The following is a 15,207-nucleotide window of genomic DNA, read 5'->3' as shown; positions in this document are numbered from 1 at the left end:
TCCACCAGGTATTCTTTCTTCTCCCCTACTCAAAATCAAGACCACGATTGTCTACTTTCATTAATGAAATCACCACGGGCGTAACTGCCGAATAGCCAGATCATGGCGACCTCTTTCTTGCTGGTCTGGTGAATCAGTTTCACAGCCGTCGTCAGTTCAGCCTGAATAATAGCCGGAACGTTGGGCCAATGAGGTATTAAATTCGGAGCTTGGGGCTGTCATTGCAGTGAGTAGACCTTTCCATGTCAATTAAGGTGTTATTCACTTAAGTAAAAAAAATAAAGAACCAAAGTAATAAACCATGAAACAACCGTTCAATCGCCTTGTTCCACCGATTATTTACTTTAAAAAACCGCCCTATTTCCCCACTGCCGCCAAGATCCCTTTGATCTCCGGTACACAAGAGCCGCAGTTGGTGCCCGCTTTGCAGCATTGCCCTACTTCTTGGTGGGTTTTGAGGTTGCCTTCCTGAATGGCTTTTTCGATGGTTTTTTCACCCACGTTAAAACACGCACAGATGATTTTGCCTACGTCCGGCGTGCCCAGCGGTGGTTTACCAGTCAACAGTGCCATACGTTCGTCGATTTTGAGCCCTTCCTCTTTGGCAGAGTCAAACAGTGAGCCGATCCAGTTTCGGTCCGGCAATGCGTAATCCGGCCCGGTGACCAACACGGCTTGCAGCTCGTCGTCATGGAAACAGGCGGTGCGGAACAGCGATTTGGCCGGGTCATGGTAGGTTTGCCATTCCAGCTCGCCGGAATGAGGCACCAACTGGCTGGATAAGTGCGACTGCCAGCTGCGAATGGAGCGGGAGCCCGCCAGTTCGTATCGGAAGTAGCCTTCGCCCTTCACCAACACCACGTAATCAATGCCATCCAGAATCAGCGGGTGGCGAGAAATAATGAAGCCGTGCCAAGCGGCCTCAAATGGTGCAATGCTGACGGGGGTGTGTTTGCTTTCAGGTTGGAACGAGATTGGATCAACCACAGGGTTGACCACCACGCCCATTCGGCCGTGGTTACTGAACTGGGAGGTCCAGTGCATGGGCACGAATAAATCGCCTTGCGGTAAGCGGTCGGTCACTTCCACTCGGGCCAGCATTTCGCCCCACTGGCTTTTAATGATTGCCAAATGGCCGTTTTGCAGCCGGTACTTTTCAGCGTCGGCAGGGGTGATTTCCACAAAGGGTTCCGGCTTATGTTGATTCAAGCGCGAAGCCAAGGCTGTGCGGGTCATGCTGTGCCATTGGTCCCGAACCCGGCCGGAGTTTAATACCAATGGCCAGTCTTTGTTCGGCAAGTTTTCAGGCTTGCGAGATTCCACCGCCACCAGCTTGGCTTTTCTATTTGGGGTGTAGAAACCGCCGTTGGCAAAGAAGCGATCCACCCCGTTGGGTGTATCTTGCGTCACCGGCCATTGAACGGGCATCAGGGCATCGTATTCTGCCTGGCTGATGTCCGAAAACTTGGAGATATTAAAATCCCTTAAGCGTTCATTCTCAGAATTTTCAAAGCCGGATAACTGCGCGTGTTCACGGAATATGTCGGCATTGGTTTCGTAGGGGAAGCTGTCTTTAAAGCCCATTCGGTGGGCCAGTTGGGTGATGATCCACCAATCGGGTTTGGAATCACCCGCCAGTGGCAACAAAGCTCGCTGGCGGGAGATACGGCGTTCGGAATTGGTCACAGTACCGTCTTTCTCACTCCAGCCTGCGGCGGGTAATTTCACGTGGGCCAAATCCAAAGTATCAGCATGAGCCACACAATCGGACACCACCACGAAATCGCAATTTTCAATGGCGCCTCGCACTTTATCGGCATTGGGCATACTGGCCACGGGGTTGGTGGCCATCACCCAAATGGCTTTGATTTTTCCGTCTGCCACGGCATCAAATAAATCCACGGCTGGCAAGCCTGGAGCTTGAGTCAGTGACTCGGTGTTCCAAAAACGGGCGACGCGATCCAAGTCATCCGGGTTGAACTCCATGTGCGCGGCCAAGGTATTGGCCAAACCGCCCACTTCACGGCCGCCCATGGCGTTGGGTTGCCCTGTGAGAGACAAAGGCCCGGTGCCCGGCTTGCCCATTCGGCCAGTGGCCAAGTGGCAGTTTAAAATCGAATTCACTTTGTCGGTGCCGGAAGAGGATTGATTCACCCCTTGGCTGTATAAGGTTAAAGTCTTGTCGGTTTCCTTAAACCAGCGGAAGAAGGTCTCCACCACGTGCGGGGCGAGATCGCATTTTTCGGCCACGGTGTAAACGTTAAAGGCATCCGTCTGGGCGGCCTGAATGGCGTCTTCAAAACCTTCGGTGTGGGCTTGAATGTAGGCTTGATCTAAGGCGTCTTCTTGGTACAGATAACTCAACAAGCCATTGAATAAGGCCACATCGCTGCCGATTTTCACCGGGATGTGTAAATCCGCAATGTCACAGGTGTTGGTTTTGCGGGGATCAACCACCACCACTTTTAAATTCGGGTTGGCTTCTTTCGCAGCCCGGATGCGCTGAAACGATACGGGGTGACACCACGCGGTGTTGGAACCGACCAAGACGATTAAATCGGCCTCGGTGAAATCGTCGTAACACGCAGGCACCGTATCGGTACCAAAAGCGCGTTTGTGGCCCGCCACCGAAGACGACATACAGAGACGACTGTTGGTATCGATGTTAGAACCACCAATGAAGCCCTTCATCAGCTTATTGGCGACGTAGTAATCTTCGGTTAATAACTGGCCGGAGCCATAAAAGGCCACCGCTTCAGGGCCGTATTCATCGATGACTGCCTGAAACTTCTCTGCCACCAGCGAAAGCGCATCGTCCCAACTGGCTGGGCGGCCATAAACCTGAGGTTGTAATAAGCGGCTGGAAAGACCCAAAGTTTCGCCCAAGGCGGAGCCTTTGGAACACAAGCGGCCATAATTTGATGGATGTTCTGGGTCGCCTTTCACTGAAACCACGCGGTTTTCCACATCCACTTCGGCTTCAATACCACACCCGACACCGCAATAGGCGCAGGTGGTTTTGATGGTTTGAGTATTGCTCTCTTCTTTCGCGATGAGATTCTGTTCGTTCTGCATGACTATCCAACCTCACCCGCTAATTCCGTCTGAACTAATTCCGTTTGAAAATAGGCCTGTCCGAAAATCAGTAATTCCCGCATATCTTCTATGTTCGTCCGTTGTTCTAACAAGCTTTGATACCAGGCACCGTCTTTGGTGTCGCCGTACAAGACCACGCCCACAATGCAATGATTTTTGATCACCAGTTTTTTATAGACACTGGCGGAAGGATCAGAGAAACGAATGATCTCGCACTCTTCGTCACCCAAGAAATCCCCTAAGGAAAACAAGTTAATGCCGGTGACTTTCAACTTGGTGGCACTGGGTAGGGTTTTGTATTCCGCCACGCCGTGACCGCTTAAATGGTTGGCGCAGACTTTGGCTTGTTCAAACAAGGGTGCCACCAAGCCAAAAGTATCGCCCCGGTGCTGAATGCATTCACCCACCGCGTAAACGCTTGGATCATAGGTTTGTAAGGTATCACTGACTACAATGCCCCGTTCGCAATGAATGCCGGCGGATTCCGCCAGTTTCATGTTCGGGCGCACGCCAATGGCCATCACGAATAAATCACAGGTAAGCTCTGAACCATCAGCAAATTGAACTCCGGAAACGTGGCCTTCGCCGTTATCAATTAACGCTTGGGTTTTGGCCGGCATTTTGAAATGCACGCCGCGTTTCTCCAGTTCCAATTGCAGCAGGTGTCCGGCGGTGCCGTCCAACTGACGGTTCAACAACACTTCGTTGCTGTGCACCACCGTTACGTGCATGCCCCGCTGGGCTAAACCGTTAGCGGCTTCCAACCCCAACAAACCACCGCCTAACACTACGGCGTGCTGTTTGGTTTCGCTGTAGCTCAGCATTTTGTTGACGTCGTAGATGTCTCTGAACGCAATGACGCCTTCAAGATCGTTTCCGGGAATGGGGAGAATAAACGGGTTGGAGCCTGTGGCAATCAGCAAACGGTCGTAATGCGCTTCGGTACCGTCTTTCGCAGTCACCACCTTGCGCTGACGATCAATGTCCACCACGGCCTTATCCGGCCCGGCATGCAAGGTAATGTGGTTATCCTGATACCACTGGCGATCATTGATGATGATGTCTTCGATGGACTTTTCCCCGCACAACACCGGGGAAAGCATGATTCGGTTGTAATTACCGTATGGCTCTGCACCAAATACAGTGATGGAAAATTTTTCAGGCGCAGCGGCTAACAGCTCTTCAACGGCCTTCATGCCAGCCATGCCATTACCGATAACGACCAACTGCTGTGTCATTCTTAAACTCCCAATGATCTAGCAGGTTGTTGATTTTCTATCTGCGTTGCCCTAACGGCGTTAAAATCAGGCTCAAAATGCTCATTTATTATCTCTAAAATCCGCGTTTTTGCCTGATTAGTCCTGCCTCGATAACGAAAATCAACAGCCTGCAAGACAGACCTGATTCTTTGCCTAAATTCAGCAAGTTACATACCATCCAGACAAAACACCAGCCTTGTGCAGGTTTTCTTTTGGCAAAGCCCCAGAACCCGCGCTCATCTGGCTATCATCTTAATTCTAACACATAGAAAATCGGTGCTTTTTATTTCACCACCCACGCTCCTTGCACCAAAACAACGCACAACAAATCCACCTTTGAGCAATCATTTGTTGCTGATCCACAACACCTGATATGGACTCATCGCAAGTTGGCCAGAGATGTTCTGAAGATAGTCACCGGTAATCAAATCTCGCCACTCATCAAGATCAATCAGGTTCACTTCAGATAAGTTCAGGATCTGCTCTTCATTGGATATATTGTAAATGCAGAAAATGCTTTGGCTGCGATCTATGCTTTGCCGCCAAAAGCCAAACAGCTGATCACCTAAATGCAAGGTAAACTGTGTGGCATTAGGGTGAAACGCCGCCTGCTTGGTTCGAATTGCCAATAGGTTTTTTAATTCATTAAATACTTTATGGTGGTCAGACGTTTCTTCCGCCAATTGCTGCTGCAGTGCCTGGTAATCCCAACGGTGACGGTTAATAGAACGATTGTGGTTGGTGTGTTTTAGTTTCTCGTAATCATTATGAGTGCCCAGTAAACTGTGGATATACAAACCAGGAATGCCTTCCAAAGCAAACATAATGCTGTGTGCGCATACAAACCGGGCAATGCCCCAACGATCCGGCCCTTCGGTTGTGCCTTGAAGCGCATCCACCAGCGCTATGTTAATTTCATATGGTTTGTTTTTACCGTTGTCCAGCGCACGCATGGAGACCCGACCACCGAAACTTTGCATGGTACTGATCATCACATTCAGTTCTTTCTCACTGAGCAGCCCTTCTGCCGGCCTTAAGCCAATGCCATCGTGGGAAGCAATGAAATTGAAGTAAGCCGTGCCTTGTTGCGCGGGCGGCATACTCATCATCCATTGTTTTAAGTGCTTACAGCTGCCGGTTATTAAGGTGTTCACCAACAGTGGCGGCAGGGAAAAGTTGTACACACAATGGGCTTCGTTGGCGTTGCCGAAATAGGCCAGATTTTCTCGGTTGGGGATGTTGGTTTCGGTGATGATCACCGCATCCGGTTGGGCGTGTTCAATCAAGGTGCGCAGCAAGCGGACAATCTCATGGGTTTCTTCAAGATTCAAACAAGAAGTGGCCACTTTTTTCCATAAAAAAGCAACGGCGTCCATACGAAATATTTTGACGCCGTTATCCAAATAAAGGCGGATGATCCAGACAAATTCCAACAACACTTTTGGGTTTCTGAAATCAAAGTCCACCTGATCGTGACTGAAGGTACACCACACATGTTTGATGCCGTCCGCCGTCTGAGTTTCCCTCAACAGGGGCGAGGTTCTCGGCCGCACCACTTGCGAGACATCTTCGGAAGGATCACAGGTAAAAAAGAAGTCGTGACCCGGCCCTTCGCCTTTGATGAAATTATCAAACCAGACACTGCGGCTTGAACAGTGATTGATTACCAGATCAGCCATAACTCTATAGTCTTCTGAAATGGCATTAATATCGTTCCAGCCACCGAGAGACTCATTCACCGCCGAATAATTAATGACAGCAAAACCATCGTCGGAACTGTAAGGATAAAACGGCAAAATATGAACGCTGTTCACCACATCCTGACAGTAATCATCCAGAAAGCGCTTCAGGGTGATTAAAGGCTTTTGCTGAAGCAGGCATTCACCCGGTGGGATTTCCTCTTCCTGATTCGCTCGTTGCTGAACCAGGCTGTCGCCATAGGTGATCAATACCACATCCTGTTCAGACCAGTGGTTCTGAAACGCCACAGGTTCATGGGGACCAGTTTCTCCATGCGGCCCTTCATACAACCCCATGGCCGCCATCAAAGACGAGGCCAATGCCCGATAATCCTTCACCTCATCCACGTCTTGGTAGATGAATTCCAACTGTTGTTCCAGTTTCAGATGCAAAGTATTCATAAGCGCTTACACCCTTAATTCATGCCAAACTCTTGGTTGTCGAGTTCAACCGCTTCTTTCAGGCGCTCCAACACGTCCGGCATGGCACTGACTACACGGTTCCAGCTTGGAATGAACGGCCGTTCCATCGGGCGCTCCAAGAAGTGCTGCCCGGCCTTCATGATGTTTTCCGCGAACATTTCCACCGCTTTTTCTTCGTTATGAATGTCCAGTTTCAGGCCATTCATTACGGCGTCATTGTGGTAGGTTTCCACAAAATCGAGCGCAATTCGGTAGTAAGTCGCTTTCAAAGAACGGAAGGTTTCAGTGGTGAAGGTTTCGCCCTGAGTCGCCAGCTTTCTGAACAGCGCCTTGGTGATATCGATCGACATTTTCGACAAACCGCCCTGATCATCACCAATCGATAATTTCTGGTGTTTGTGATCGTAGGTTTTGGCAATGTCCACCTGACATAAACGATTATGTGCGTAGTTGCGGTACATTTCTGACAACACACCGATTTCTAAACCCCAGTCACTTGGAATACGGATGTCATGCAACACATCCCGACGGAAAGAAAACTCACCGGCCAGTGGATAACGGAAACTGTCCATGTATTCCAGATAATCGCGATAACCAATGACTCGCTTAAACGAGCGAAGCAGCGGCGTGACCAATAACCGGGATACACGGCCATTCATCTTGCCATCGGCCACGCGCGCGTAGAATCCTTTACAGAATTCGTAGTTAAAACGGGGATTTGCTACCGGATAGATCAAGCGGGCCAGCAACTCTTTTTCATAAGTCACAATGTCACAATCGTGCAACGCCACCGATTCCGCCTTACCGGACGCCAAGGTATACCCCATGCAATACCAAACGTTACGGCCCTTGCCCATTTCACGGGGGGCCACGCCTAACTCCATCAGTTCCGCATCCAGAGCTTTCAGTCGCGGCCCATCATTCCATAACACCCGGTGATGTTGTGGCAGTTCTTTGAAGAAATTCAGCGCATGGCGATACTGGGCTTCATCGGCGCGGTCCAGACCAATCACAATTTCCGATAAATACGGCACGTCTTTCAGGTGGCCAACGATGTTCGGTAACGCATCCCCTTCCAGTTCGGAAAATAACGAAGGCAAAATCAAAGACATCGGCCGGCTTTTGGAAAACTCCATCAGCTCCTGTTCCAGGTCTTCATTGCTTCGATCCGATAAATTATGAAGCGTAGTAATAATTCCATTTTGATAAAAGTCTGCCATAACGGGCCTCAATATTTAGCAATAGATAAAAATCGGTTCAAGGTTTCACTCCACCCTTCAGGGCCACATTGTCGGCTGATAATAATGGGTTGGTGGGTGGTTAAGTTAGGTGGGTGCTTGGTGGGCGATTTGATAATGATGGGCTGATCGCTGGCCTCTAACATGGCCACGTCATTGTGGCTGTCCCCCAACGCAATGGTGAACATGGATTGATCCGGGGAGTTCGACTGATACACGGATGTTAACCATTTAAGCGCCTTGCCTTTATCGCAACCATTACTCAGGTGCAAAAAACGCCCCCCTTCAATGACCCAAATACCATGCTCTGCCAGCACCTGTTTGAACTCTGTTTTTCGCTCTTCTGTCCCTATCCACAAAATGGGTTCACTGTATTCGCGCTCGTTCGCTGATGCGGCATCCGCTTCCGATAAGCCGGTGGCTTTTACTATGTCCGTGACGCCCATTTTCGAAAAATAAGTGAACTGGTCTTTGAACCGGACAAACAGAGACTCCAACAGTTGAGTCCAATACAAACGTTTGGGAGAGAACGAACGCACCCAAAACTCGTCAACCTCCTCCACGTCCTCTGGCGGGGTCGGGAAATAGGCTTTCGGGATAAACACCGCCGCCCCATTCTCGATCACAAACGGGTGCTGATTCTTCAGATCCTGACGTAACTGAATCAACTCCGCCCGGGTTTTACTGGTAGTGGGAATCACCGGAATTTGCTGACGTTCCAATGCCTCTAACGTTGGTTCCGCCGCCTGATAACTGTAGTTGTAATGATCCAGCAAGGTGCCGTCTAAATCCGTAAACACCAGATATTGGGCCGTCATGAAACACCGTCCTTAATCAGTGAAGAAAATGCCTCGGAAAACACCATAGATTCAATCCCTCGGTTTGAGTCCAGCGCCCAAACTACATCCGAGCTGTTGGGTAAATGCACCAGCAGGTGTTCCGTCAAACGTTGATAATATTGAATAAAGCGGCTGATTTGATCGGGAGACATCACCCCCGATGCCTTCTTAGCTTCCGCTTCCGACAAAGCACCTACCAGCTTTTGTTCTTGTTCTAAACGCCATTGATACACACAATCAAAGGAAGGCGCTTTCAGCATCAGCCAGACATCCATAAACTGGTGCAACACCGGATACTGAGTTGCCAGGCATTCATTCACATAACGGCGCCAAATGCCCGCTTCGTCATCATTTGCTTCCATGGCATTCACAGGTGTCTTCAATTCGTCTTCGTGCTGAGGGGTCGCCCCCCAGCACCAACCTTCGATCAAGACCACATCCATCGCTTGTTGGGTCACTCGCCACTCGGATTCAGGAACCCGATCGTCTTGTGCTTTGTTGAATGCAGGAATGCGAATGCCTGTTTCACCATTGGCCAGTTTGGATAACACCGTCCGGGCCAATTCGGTATCGTGGGTGCCGGGCACACCGCGCGTTGCTAATAACGGATGCACCGTTCGGGCAAGCGCTGAACGTTGCGACTTTCCATAATAAAAGTCGTCTAAAGAAATACTGATGGCGTTCAGGTTGTGCGCAGAAAACCACGCGAGTAAATAACTGGCCAAGGTCGTTTTCCCTGAACCCTGACAACCATTCAAACCGATAAACAACGGACGGGACATTTGAGTTTGCTGAGCGGCAAGTGCTTCAGCCACAGGATCAAAATACCTGCGCGCATGACTTTCATAGCTATCAGGCAAGCAATACTGAAGAAGAAAGTTCTGAATGAAACCTGCCATTGCAAATACACCTCGATGAAAGTCGTCATATCTGAAATCGATATACTATCTCAGCACGATGCATACCAATCTTGGTAAGTCGCGCAGTTAAGGGTGTAAAAAGAATAGAACAAATAAAAAGAAGAGAATTTAAACGCTGTGTGCACCTAAACTAAAATAGAAATGTTATCTATTCAGTCAAGATGCACCAAAAAGAATCACGACAGAATGGTTAGTGCATTTCTTTCCCGGCCAGCTTAAAGCCGAACTGGACAAGGATCAGTGTCAGTGCACCAGCAAGCACACCAAAAATCGCAGTGCCCACGGTTTGAACCACCATCGAGCCGATGGAGATGACCGACTCGGAACTTGCCAAGCTGCCCATCATTGACTCTGCTGCATGATGCAGCCAAGCTTCACCACCAGGAATACCGTGCACCAATATCCCACCACCGACCATGAACATCGCCAACGTGCCCAAGACCGATAAAGATTTCATCAGGAATGGCGCAAACGCCAACACACCAAAACCGATAGACTCTTGAAGCTTAGTTACAACCGATTTTTCAGACGCCGCCTGAGCTTTATTGACCAGATACAAACCGGCATCGTCCAGCTTAACAATACCAGCCACCAGCCCGTAAACCCCAACGGTAATCATCACAGCCAAAGCCGAAATCGTTAACACTTGCTCTAAAAACGGCGCACTTTGAATGGCACCCAAAGAAATCACAATGATTTCTGCGGATAAAATGAAATCTGTGCGTATCGCACCTTTAATTTTTTTCTTTTCCAACGCAACCAGGTCCACTTTTTTATCCTGAATTGCTTTTAACTTTTCCTGATGGTTAGCTTCTTTTTGTTCCTTGCTCTCAAAAAACTTATGAGCCAACTTCTCTACGCCTTCAAAACACAAGAACAAACCACCTAACATCAGCAACACAATAATCAGCGCCGGTAAAAATACACTGATGACCAACGCCGCCGGCACCAAAATACACTTATTCAGAAACGAGCCTTTAGCCACCGCCCAGACCACGGGCAGTTCTCGATTGGCTTTTACGCCGGAAACCTGCTGAGCATTCAAAGCCAAATCATCGCCCAGCACACCCACCGTTTTTTTAGCCGCAACTTTCGACAAAACCGCAACATCATCCAGCAACGTTGCTATGTCATCCAACAGGGCCAATAAACTTGAAGCTGCCACAAAACCTCCTTGTATTCTCGATATCGTCTCATTCAGAGGCGTTAATGTAAGCGGAAGTCATGACAATTCATAGCCTTAAAATGTAACAAGCATAAAAAAGGCCGAGCACAAAGCTCAGCCTAATTTAGCCAATATCAGTCATACAGTGCTTAACGCCTTAGAACTTAGCACTCACCCACAACCAGGCTTTATCAGTATCGACCAGCTTCTTACCGCCATTATTTGCATCGTCTTCCGCAGAATACATCGCATACTTCACACCGGCAGAGTAGTTATCCGAAAATTTCTTGGATACCAATAAATCCAGTTCACTACCAAGATCATCCGTGTTGTCAGACGAATCATCTGCTTCAAACTCATGGTAAACAGCAGCCAGTTTAAGGCCGGCTAATTTGCCACTGACCGTCACCGACATATCCACCAAACCTTCGTTTGGCGTGCCTAAGAACTGATCCGCCCAACCGTTGAACTTATGAAGGGTTGCTAATGGTGTGGAGAAACCATAGTTACTGTCATCAGACCCTAGCACTTCGTAGCCCAGTTTAGCCGTTACACCGTTGAACACCGCCCCCGCTTCCAGGTTCATGTAATCAGCATCGGCATCTGCAGCGCCTTCTTTTTCAAAATCCTGAGTTGCGTATTCCAGGGTATATAAGGCTTTCAGGTCGGAAGACACGTCCGTTTTGCCACTGAAACGCACACCGTAAGTATCAACCGAAGTTTCATCTCTGTTGTCTTCTTCTAATAGATACGCGTAGCCCGTTACTTTACCGAACGGCGTTTGGTAAGACGCATTGATTAGATGATCTTTCGAGTCAAGGTCTGCGTCTTCACCAAAAATACGATTACGCTGTTCAAGATACGCATAATCCAGAGACAAGTTCTTCATTGGCGTGACTTTCAGGCTATAACCATCAAACGTCTGACGGTCTTGTCTCCAACCCACATGCCCGACAAAACGATGATTATCCATGGTAATCACTTGTCGGCCGACTTTGGCAGTGACCATGTCGTTCTTATATTGAAGGTAAGCCTGATCCAGTTCCGTCGTTTCCGGATCAGCAATAACCGATTTTTCGCCAGCATGATGACCGTTGGCGTCACTATAATCATCTAAACCAGCGACCACGCGGGAATCTTCAAACTCAATGCCCGCCGAAAACCCTGAAACTTCACCCGTTTTATAACCAAGACGTGAACGTAGTGTCATGCCTTTGGCGTTATCGAGGTCATTGTCTTGATCGACAAATTCGTACCTCAGTCGAAAATCAGCATAAGCCTTACCGTTGGTTAACGCTTCCGTAATTTCTGCACCGTCCACGGCGAATGCCGCCGAAGAAAAAGATGATGCAACCGCACCCGCGATAGCAAGGCTAAGTACATTTAAGCTAGCTGTTTTCATATCGAACTCCAGTAGGTGATTCCTCATCAAGGCTCACCAAATCTTGTCAATTATGGTTTGTTGGATTCGAACTCTGCGTTCCAACATGCGCCCATACTACTGCGCTGAAATTAGCCACAACTGATCTTGATCAATACTTGAGCGTTTTCATCAATCTTTTTGTTTGACGAATAAAACTGCTTTCAAATCAGTAAAATAGAACAAAATTGATCTAAAAAAGGGTCAGAGGTAATCACATGACCCAAAGGAGCGAAATCTCAAATTCGATGAATTCAAGACGTCTGAAGAGATACATAAGGCTCAGAAAAACACGCCACCGGACGCCCTATCGATTAAGCACATCGTCTTTCACGCTCAACGCGATATCAACAATCTCATTAATGTGTTCTTGAGCTACGTCCAGTTCCGTCAATGTCCCGATCAGGCATTCCGCCACGGCATCGAAATGCTCTTCTGTCAGATTCATGCGTTTGTGAACCGCCCGCATTCCCTTACCGGTGTATCGGTTTGGCCCGCCAAATGCCATCGTCAAAAAGGCTTTTTGTTTTGCCCGTTGCGCTACCATATCGACGGAATCGAAGAATGCACTGATTCGATCGTCCTTCAGAACCTTTTGATAAAAAATATCCACTGCCGCATCAACGGCCGCCTCACCTCCAATCTTTTCATACACAGACATACATTTTCCCTCATCATTGTTTAGTTGCATTCGCCTGAACAAAACAAGCTTTCATCAGAATAGGCCGCATTAGTGCATTCAAAGAAATATAAATCCGTTTTTTATTAGATAAGGTTTATAAACAATCAAAAAGATTCGAGGTGATCGAAAGGCATCGGCACAAATACCTTTCGATCTGTCGCACTAAGTTTTAGAACTTAGCACTAACCCACAACCAGGCTTTGTCTGTATCGACTTTGCCTGCAGCTGAGTCACCAGCAGAGTACATTGCGTACTTCACACCAGCGGAATAGTTGTCATTGAATTTCTTCGCGACCAACAGATCCAGTTCACTACCCAGATCATCAATGTCTGACGTTGAATCATCCGCTTCAAACTCATGGTATGCAGCCACCAGTTTTAAACCCGCCAGCTTACCGCTCACCGTTAAAGACATATCCACAAGACCTTGAGCCGGCGTACCCAGGAATTGATCCGACCAACCGTTAAATTTATGCAAGGTCGCTAATGGCGTGGAGAAACCATATGCGCCATCATCAGAGCCAAGTACTTCGTAACCTAACTTGGCAGTCACGCCTTTGAATACGGCACCGGCTTCAATGTTCATGTAATCAGCATCAGCATCTGCAGCCCCTTCTTTTTCAAAATCCTGGGTTGCGTATTCCAGGGTATAAAGCGCTTTCAGGTCTGAAGACACTTCGGTTTTACCACTGAAGCGAACACCGTAAGTATCAATAGAAGTTTCATCGCTGTTGTCTTCTTCCAGTAAATAGGCATAACCCGTTAACTTACCGAAGGGCGTCTTATAACCAATATTTAACAAATGATCTTTTGAATCCAGATCTTTTTCTTCACCAAAAATTCGATTCCGCTTGGTTAGATAAGCATAATCCGCCGTTAAACCCTTCATTGGCGTCAACTTAAAGCTATAGCCATCAAACGTTTGTCGATCTTGCCTCCAGCCCACATGTCCGACAAAACGATGATTATCCATGGTAATCACTTGGCGACCGGCTTTCGCGGTCACTAGGTCATTCTTATATTGAATGTAGCCCTGATCCAGCTCCGTCGTTTCGGGGTCAGCAATTACTGAATGTTCACCTAAATTGTGGCCATTGGTGTCGTTGTAATCATCGATGCCAGCAACTACTCGGGAATCTTCAAACTCAATGCCCGCAGAAAAACCGGATACTTCGCCCGTTTTATAACCCAGGCGCGAACGTAAGGTCATCCCTTTTGCTTTATCTATACCTAACGAGTCAGGCGTGTCCTGATCCACAAACTCATAACGCAAACGAAAATCACCATATACTGTGCCTTCTTTAAACGCAGTAGACACTTCCTCACCCAAATTTGCAGAGGCTGTCATAGGCGCAGCGAGTGCTGAAGCGATGGCTAAGCTCAGTAAATTGATGCGTGTGGTTTTCATATACTTCTCCAAGTGCTGATGTTTAAAAATTGTTAAAACTATTGTTATTAAGCCGAGCAAACCCTGCGCGCCTTCTGGGGGCACGTCTGATTTGGGTTTACTCGTTGAAATTAAGTTAAATAAGTTTCTTCGATGATAACTTTATGAGTGAAGCAGCCGTTTAAGCCGCATCTTCCGTTGTTTCCTGAGGGGTCTTCGCCACTTTAGAAATAGGTTCAACTTTGCGTTGTTTTTCATATAAGAATTTAAGGACTTCTGAACGCAAACGGTTGTATTCAGGGTCTTCTGCCAGCGCCAGTCGATGGCGAGGACGCTCCAGTTTTACATCCAGAATTTCACCAATGGTGGCCGCAGGGCCGTTGGTCATCATCACGATTCGATCAGAAAGCAGAACCGCTTCATCCACATCGTGCGTAATCATAATGACGGTGTTATTCAGTTCGTTCTGAATCTCCATTAACGAGTCTTGCATGTGCGCTCGGGTCAATGCGTCTAAGGCACCAAAGGGTTCGTCCATTAACAGCACATCTGGCTGCATGGCCAATGCACGGGCAATCCCAACGCGTTGCTTCATGCCTCCCGAAATTTCGTCCGGCCTTTTGTGCATAGCATGATCCATGTGCACCAGCTTCAAGTTGTGCTCAACCCATTCTTTGGTTTCTGCTTTGGATTTATCTTTTCCAAATACCTTCTTCACGGCAAGTTCAACGTTTTCATAGGCCGATAACCAAGGAAGCAACGAATGATTCTGGAAGACAACCGCACGCTCAGGGCCAGGCTCATTCACTTCTTTGCCATTCAGTACCACACCACCGGTCGTTGCCTGATACAAACCCGCCACCACATTCAATACGGTCGACTTACCGCAGCCGGAGTGACCAATCAAAGAAACAAACTCACCTTTGTTTATTTTCAAATCCACCCCTTTCAGTGCCGTGAACGGGCCTTTCGGAGTTGGAAATACCATGTCCATCTGGCTGATATCTAATAAAACGCTCATAGTTGTTCTCCAATATTT

Annotated in this window: 11 protein-coding genes; all 11 read right to left on the bottom strand. The window is 48.1% G+C overall.

Annotation, left to right across the window (positions count from 1 at the left end; all coding sequences use genetic code 11):
- Positions 1-357 precede the first annotated feature (357 nt).
- The 11 genes from ABD744_RS19490 to ABD744_RS19440 all read right to left on the bottom strand — a co-directional run bounded on the left by ABD744_RS19490 (position 358) and on the right by ABD744_RS19440 (position 15,189).
- Entirely contained in the window at positions 358-3,075 is a 2,718-nt protein-coding gene (locus tag ABD744_RS19490; protein ID WP_344800261.1) for a molybdopterin-dependent oxidoreductase, read from the bottom strand.
- A 2-nt stretch (positions 3,076-3,077) separates the two neighbouring features.
- Positions 3,078-4,334, bottom strand: coding sequence for an NAD(P)/FAD-dependent oxidoreductase (locus tag ABD744_RS19485; RefSeq protein WP_344800260.1), 1,257 nt, complete (start codon positions 4,332-4,334; stop codon positions 3,078-3,080).
- Positions 4,335-4,699: 365 nt separating this feature from the next.
- Positions 4,700-6,496, bottom strand: a complete 1,797-nt coding sequence (locus tag ABD744_RS19480; RefSeq protein ID WP_344800259.1) for a sugar phosphorylase — start codon at positions 6,494-6,496, stop codon at positions 4,700-4,702.
- Positions 6,497-6,510: 14 nt separating this feature from the next.
- A complete protein-coding gene (locus ABD744_RS19475; RefSeq protein WP_344800257.1) occupies positions 6,511-7,737 on the bottom strand; it encodes a glycosyltransferase family protein in 1,227 nt (408 codons plus the stop codon).
- Between the two features lie 8 nt (positions 7,738-7,745).
- Entirely contained in the window at positions 7,746-8,573 is an 828-nt protein-coding gene (locus ABD744_RS19470) for an HAD-IIB family hydrolase (protein WP_344800256.1), read from the bottom strand.
- Positions 8,570-9,493, bottom strand: coding sequence for a hypothetical protein (locus tag ABD744_RS19465; RefSeq protein WP_344800255.1), 924 nt, complete (start codon positions 9,491-9,493; stop codon positions 8,570-8,572). The genes ABD744_RS19470 and ABD744_RS19465 overlap by 4 nt, the downstream gene beginning before the upstream one ends.
- A gap of 211 nt (positions 9,494-9,704) precedes the next feature.
- Positions 9,705-10,679 carry a DUF808 domain-containing protein gene (locus tag ABD744_RS19460; protein WP_344800254.1) on the bottom strand — a complete coding sequence of 325 codons (975 nt, stop codon included), beginning with the start codon at positions 10,677-10,679 and terminating at the stop codon, positions 9,705-9,707.
- Positions 10,680-10,836: 157 nt separating this feature from the next.
- Positions 10,837-12,081 (bottom strand): alginate export family protein, encoded by a 1,245-nt coding sequence (locus ABD744_RS19455; protein ID WP_344800253.1) that lies wholly within the window; start codon positions 12,079-12,081, stop codon positions 10,837-10,839.
- A 325-nt stretch (positions 12,082-12,406) separates the two neighbouring features.
- Positions 12,407-12,760 carry a group I truncated hemoglobin gene (locus ABD744_RS19450; protein ID WP_344800252.1) on the bottom strand — a complete coding sequence of 118 codons (354 nt, stop codon included), beginning with the start codon at positions 12,758-12,760 and terminating at the stop codon, positions 12,407-12,409.
- A gap of 190 nt (positions 12,761-12,950) precedes the next feature.
- Positions 12,951-14,189 (bottom strand): alginate export family protein, encoded by a 1,239-nt coding sequence (locus ABD744_RS19445; protein WP_344800251.1) that lies wholly within the window; start codon positions 14,187-14,189, stop codon positions 12,951-12,953.
- Between the two features lie 160 nt (positions 14,190-14,349).
- Positions 14,350-15,189 carry an ABC transporter ATP-binding protein gene (locus ABD744_RS19440; RefSeq protein ID WP_344800250.1) on the bottom strand — a complete coding sequence of 280 codons (840 nt, stop codon included), beginning with the start codon at positions 15,187-15,189 and terminating at the stop codon, positions 14,350-14,352.
- Positions 15,190-15,207 lie beyond the last annotated feature (18 nt).

This window comes from Litoribacillus peritrichatus (assembly GCF_039537985.1).
Classification (GTDB): domain Bacteria; phylum Pseudomonadota; class Gammaproteobacteria; order Pseudomonadales; family Litoribrevibacteraceae; genus Litoribacillus; species Litoribacillus peritrichatus.
Note: the sequence above shows the minus strand (reverse complement) of the source record. Positions and strands in the feature narration are given on the sequence as shown.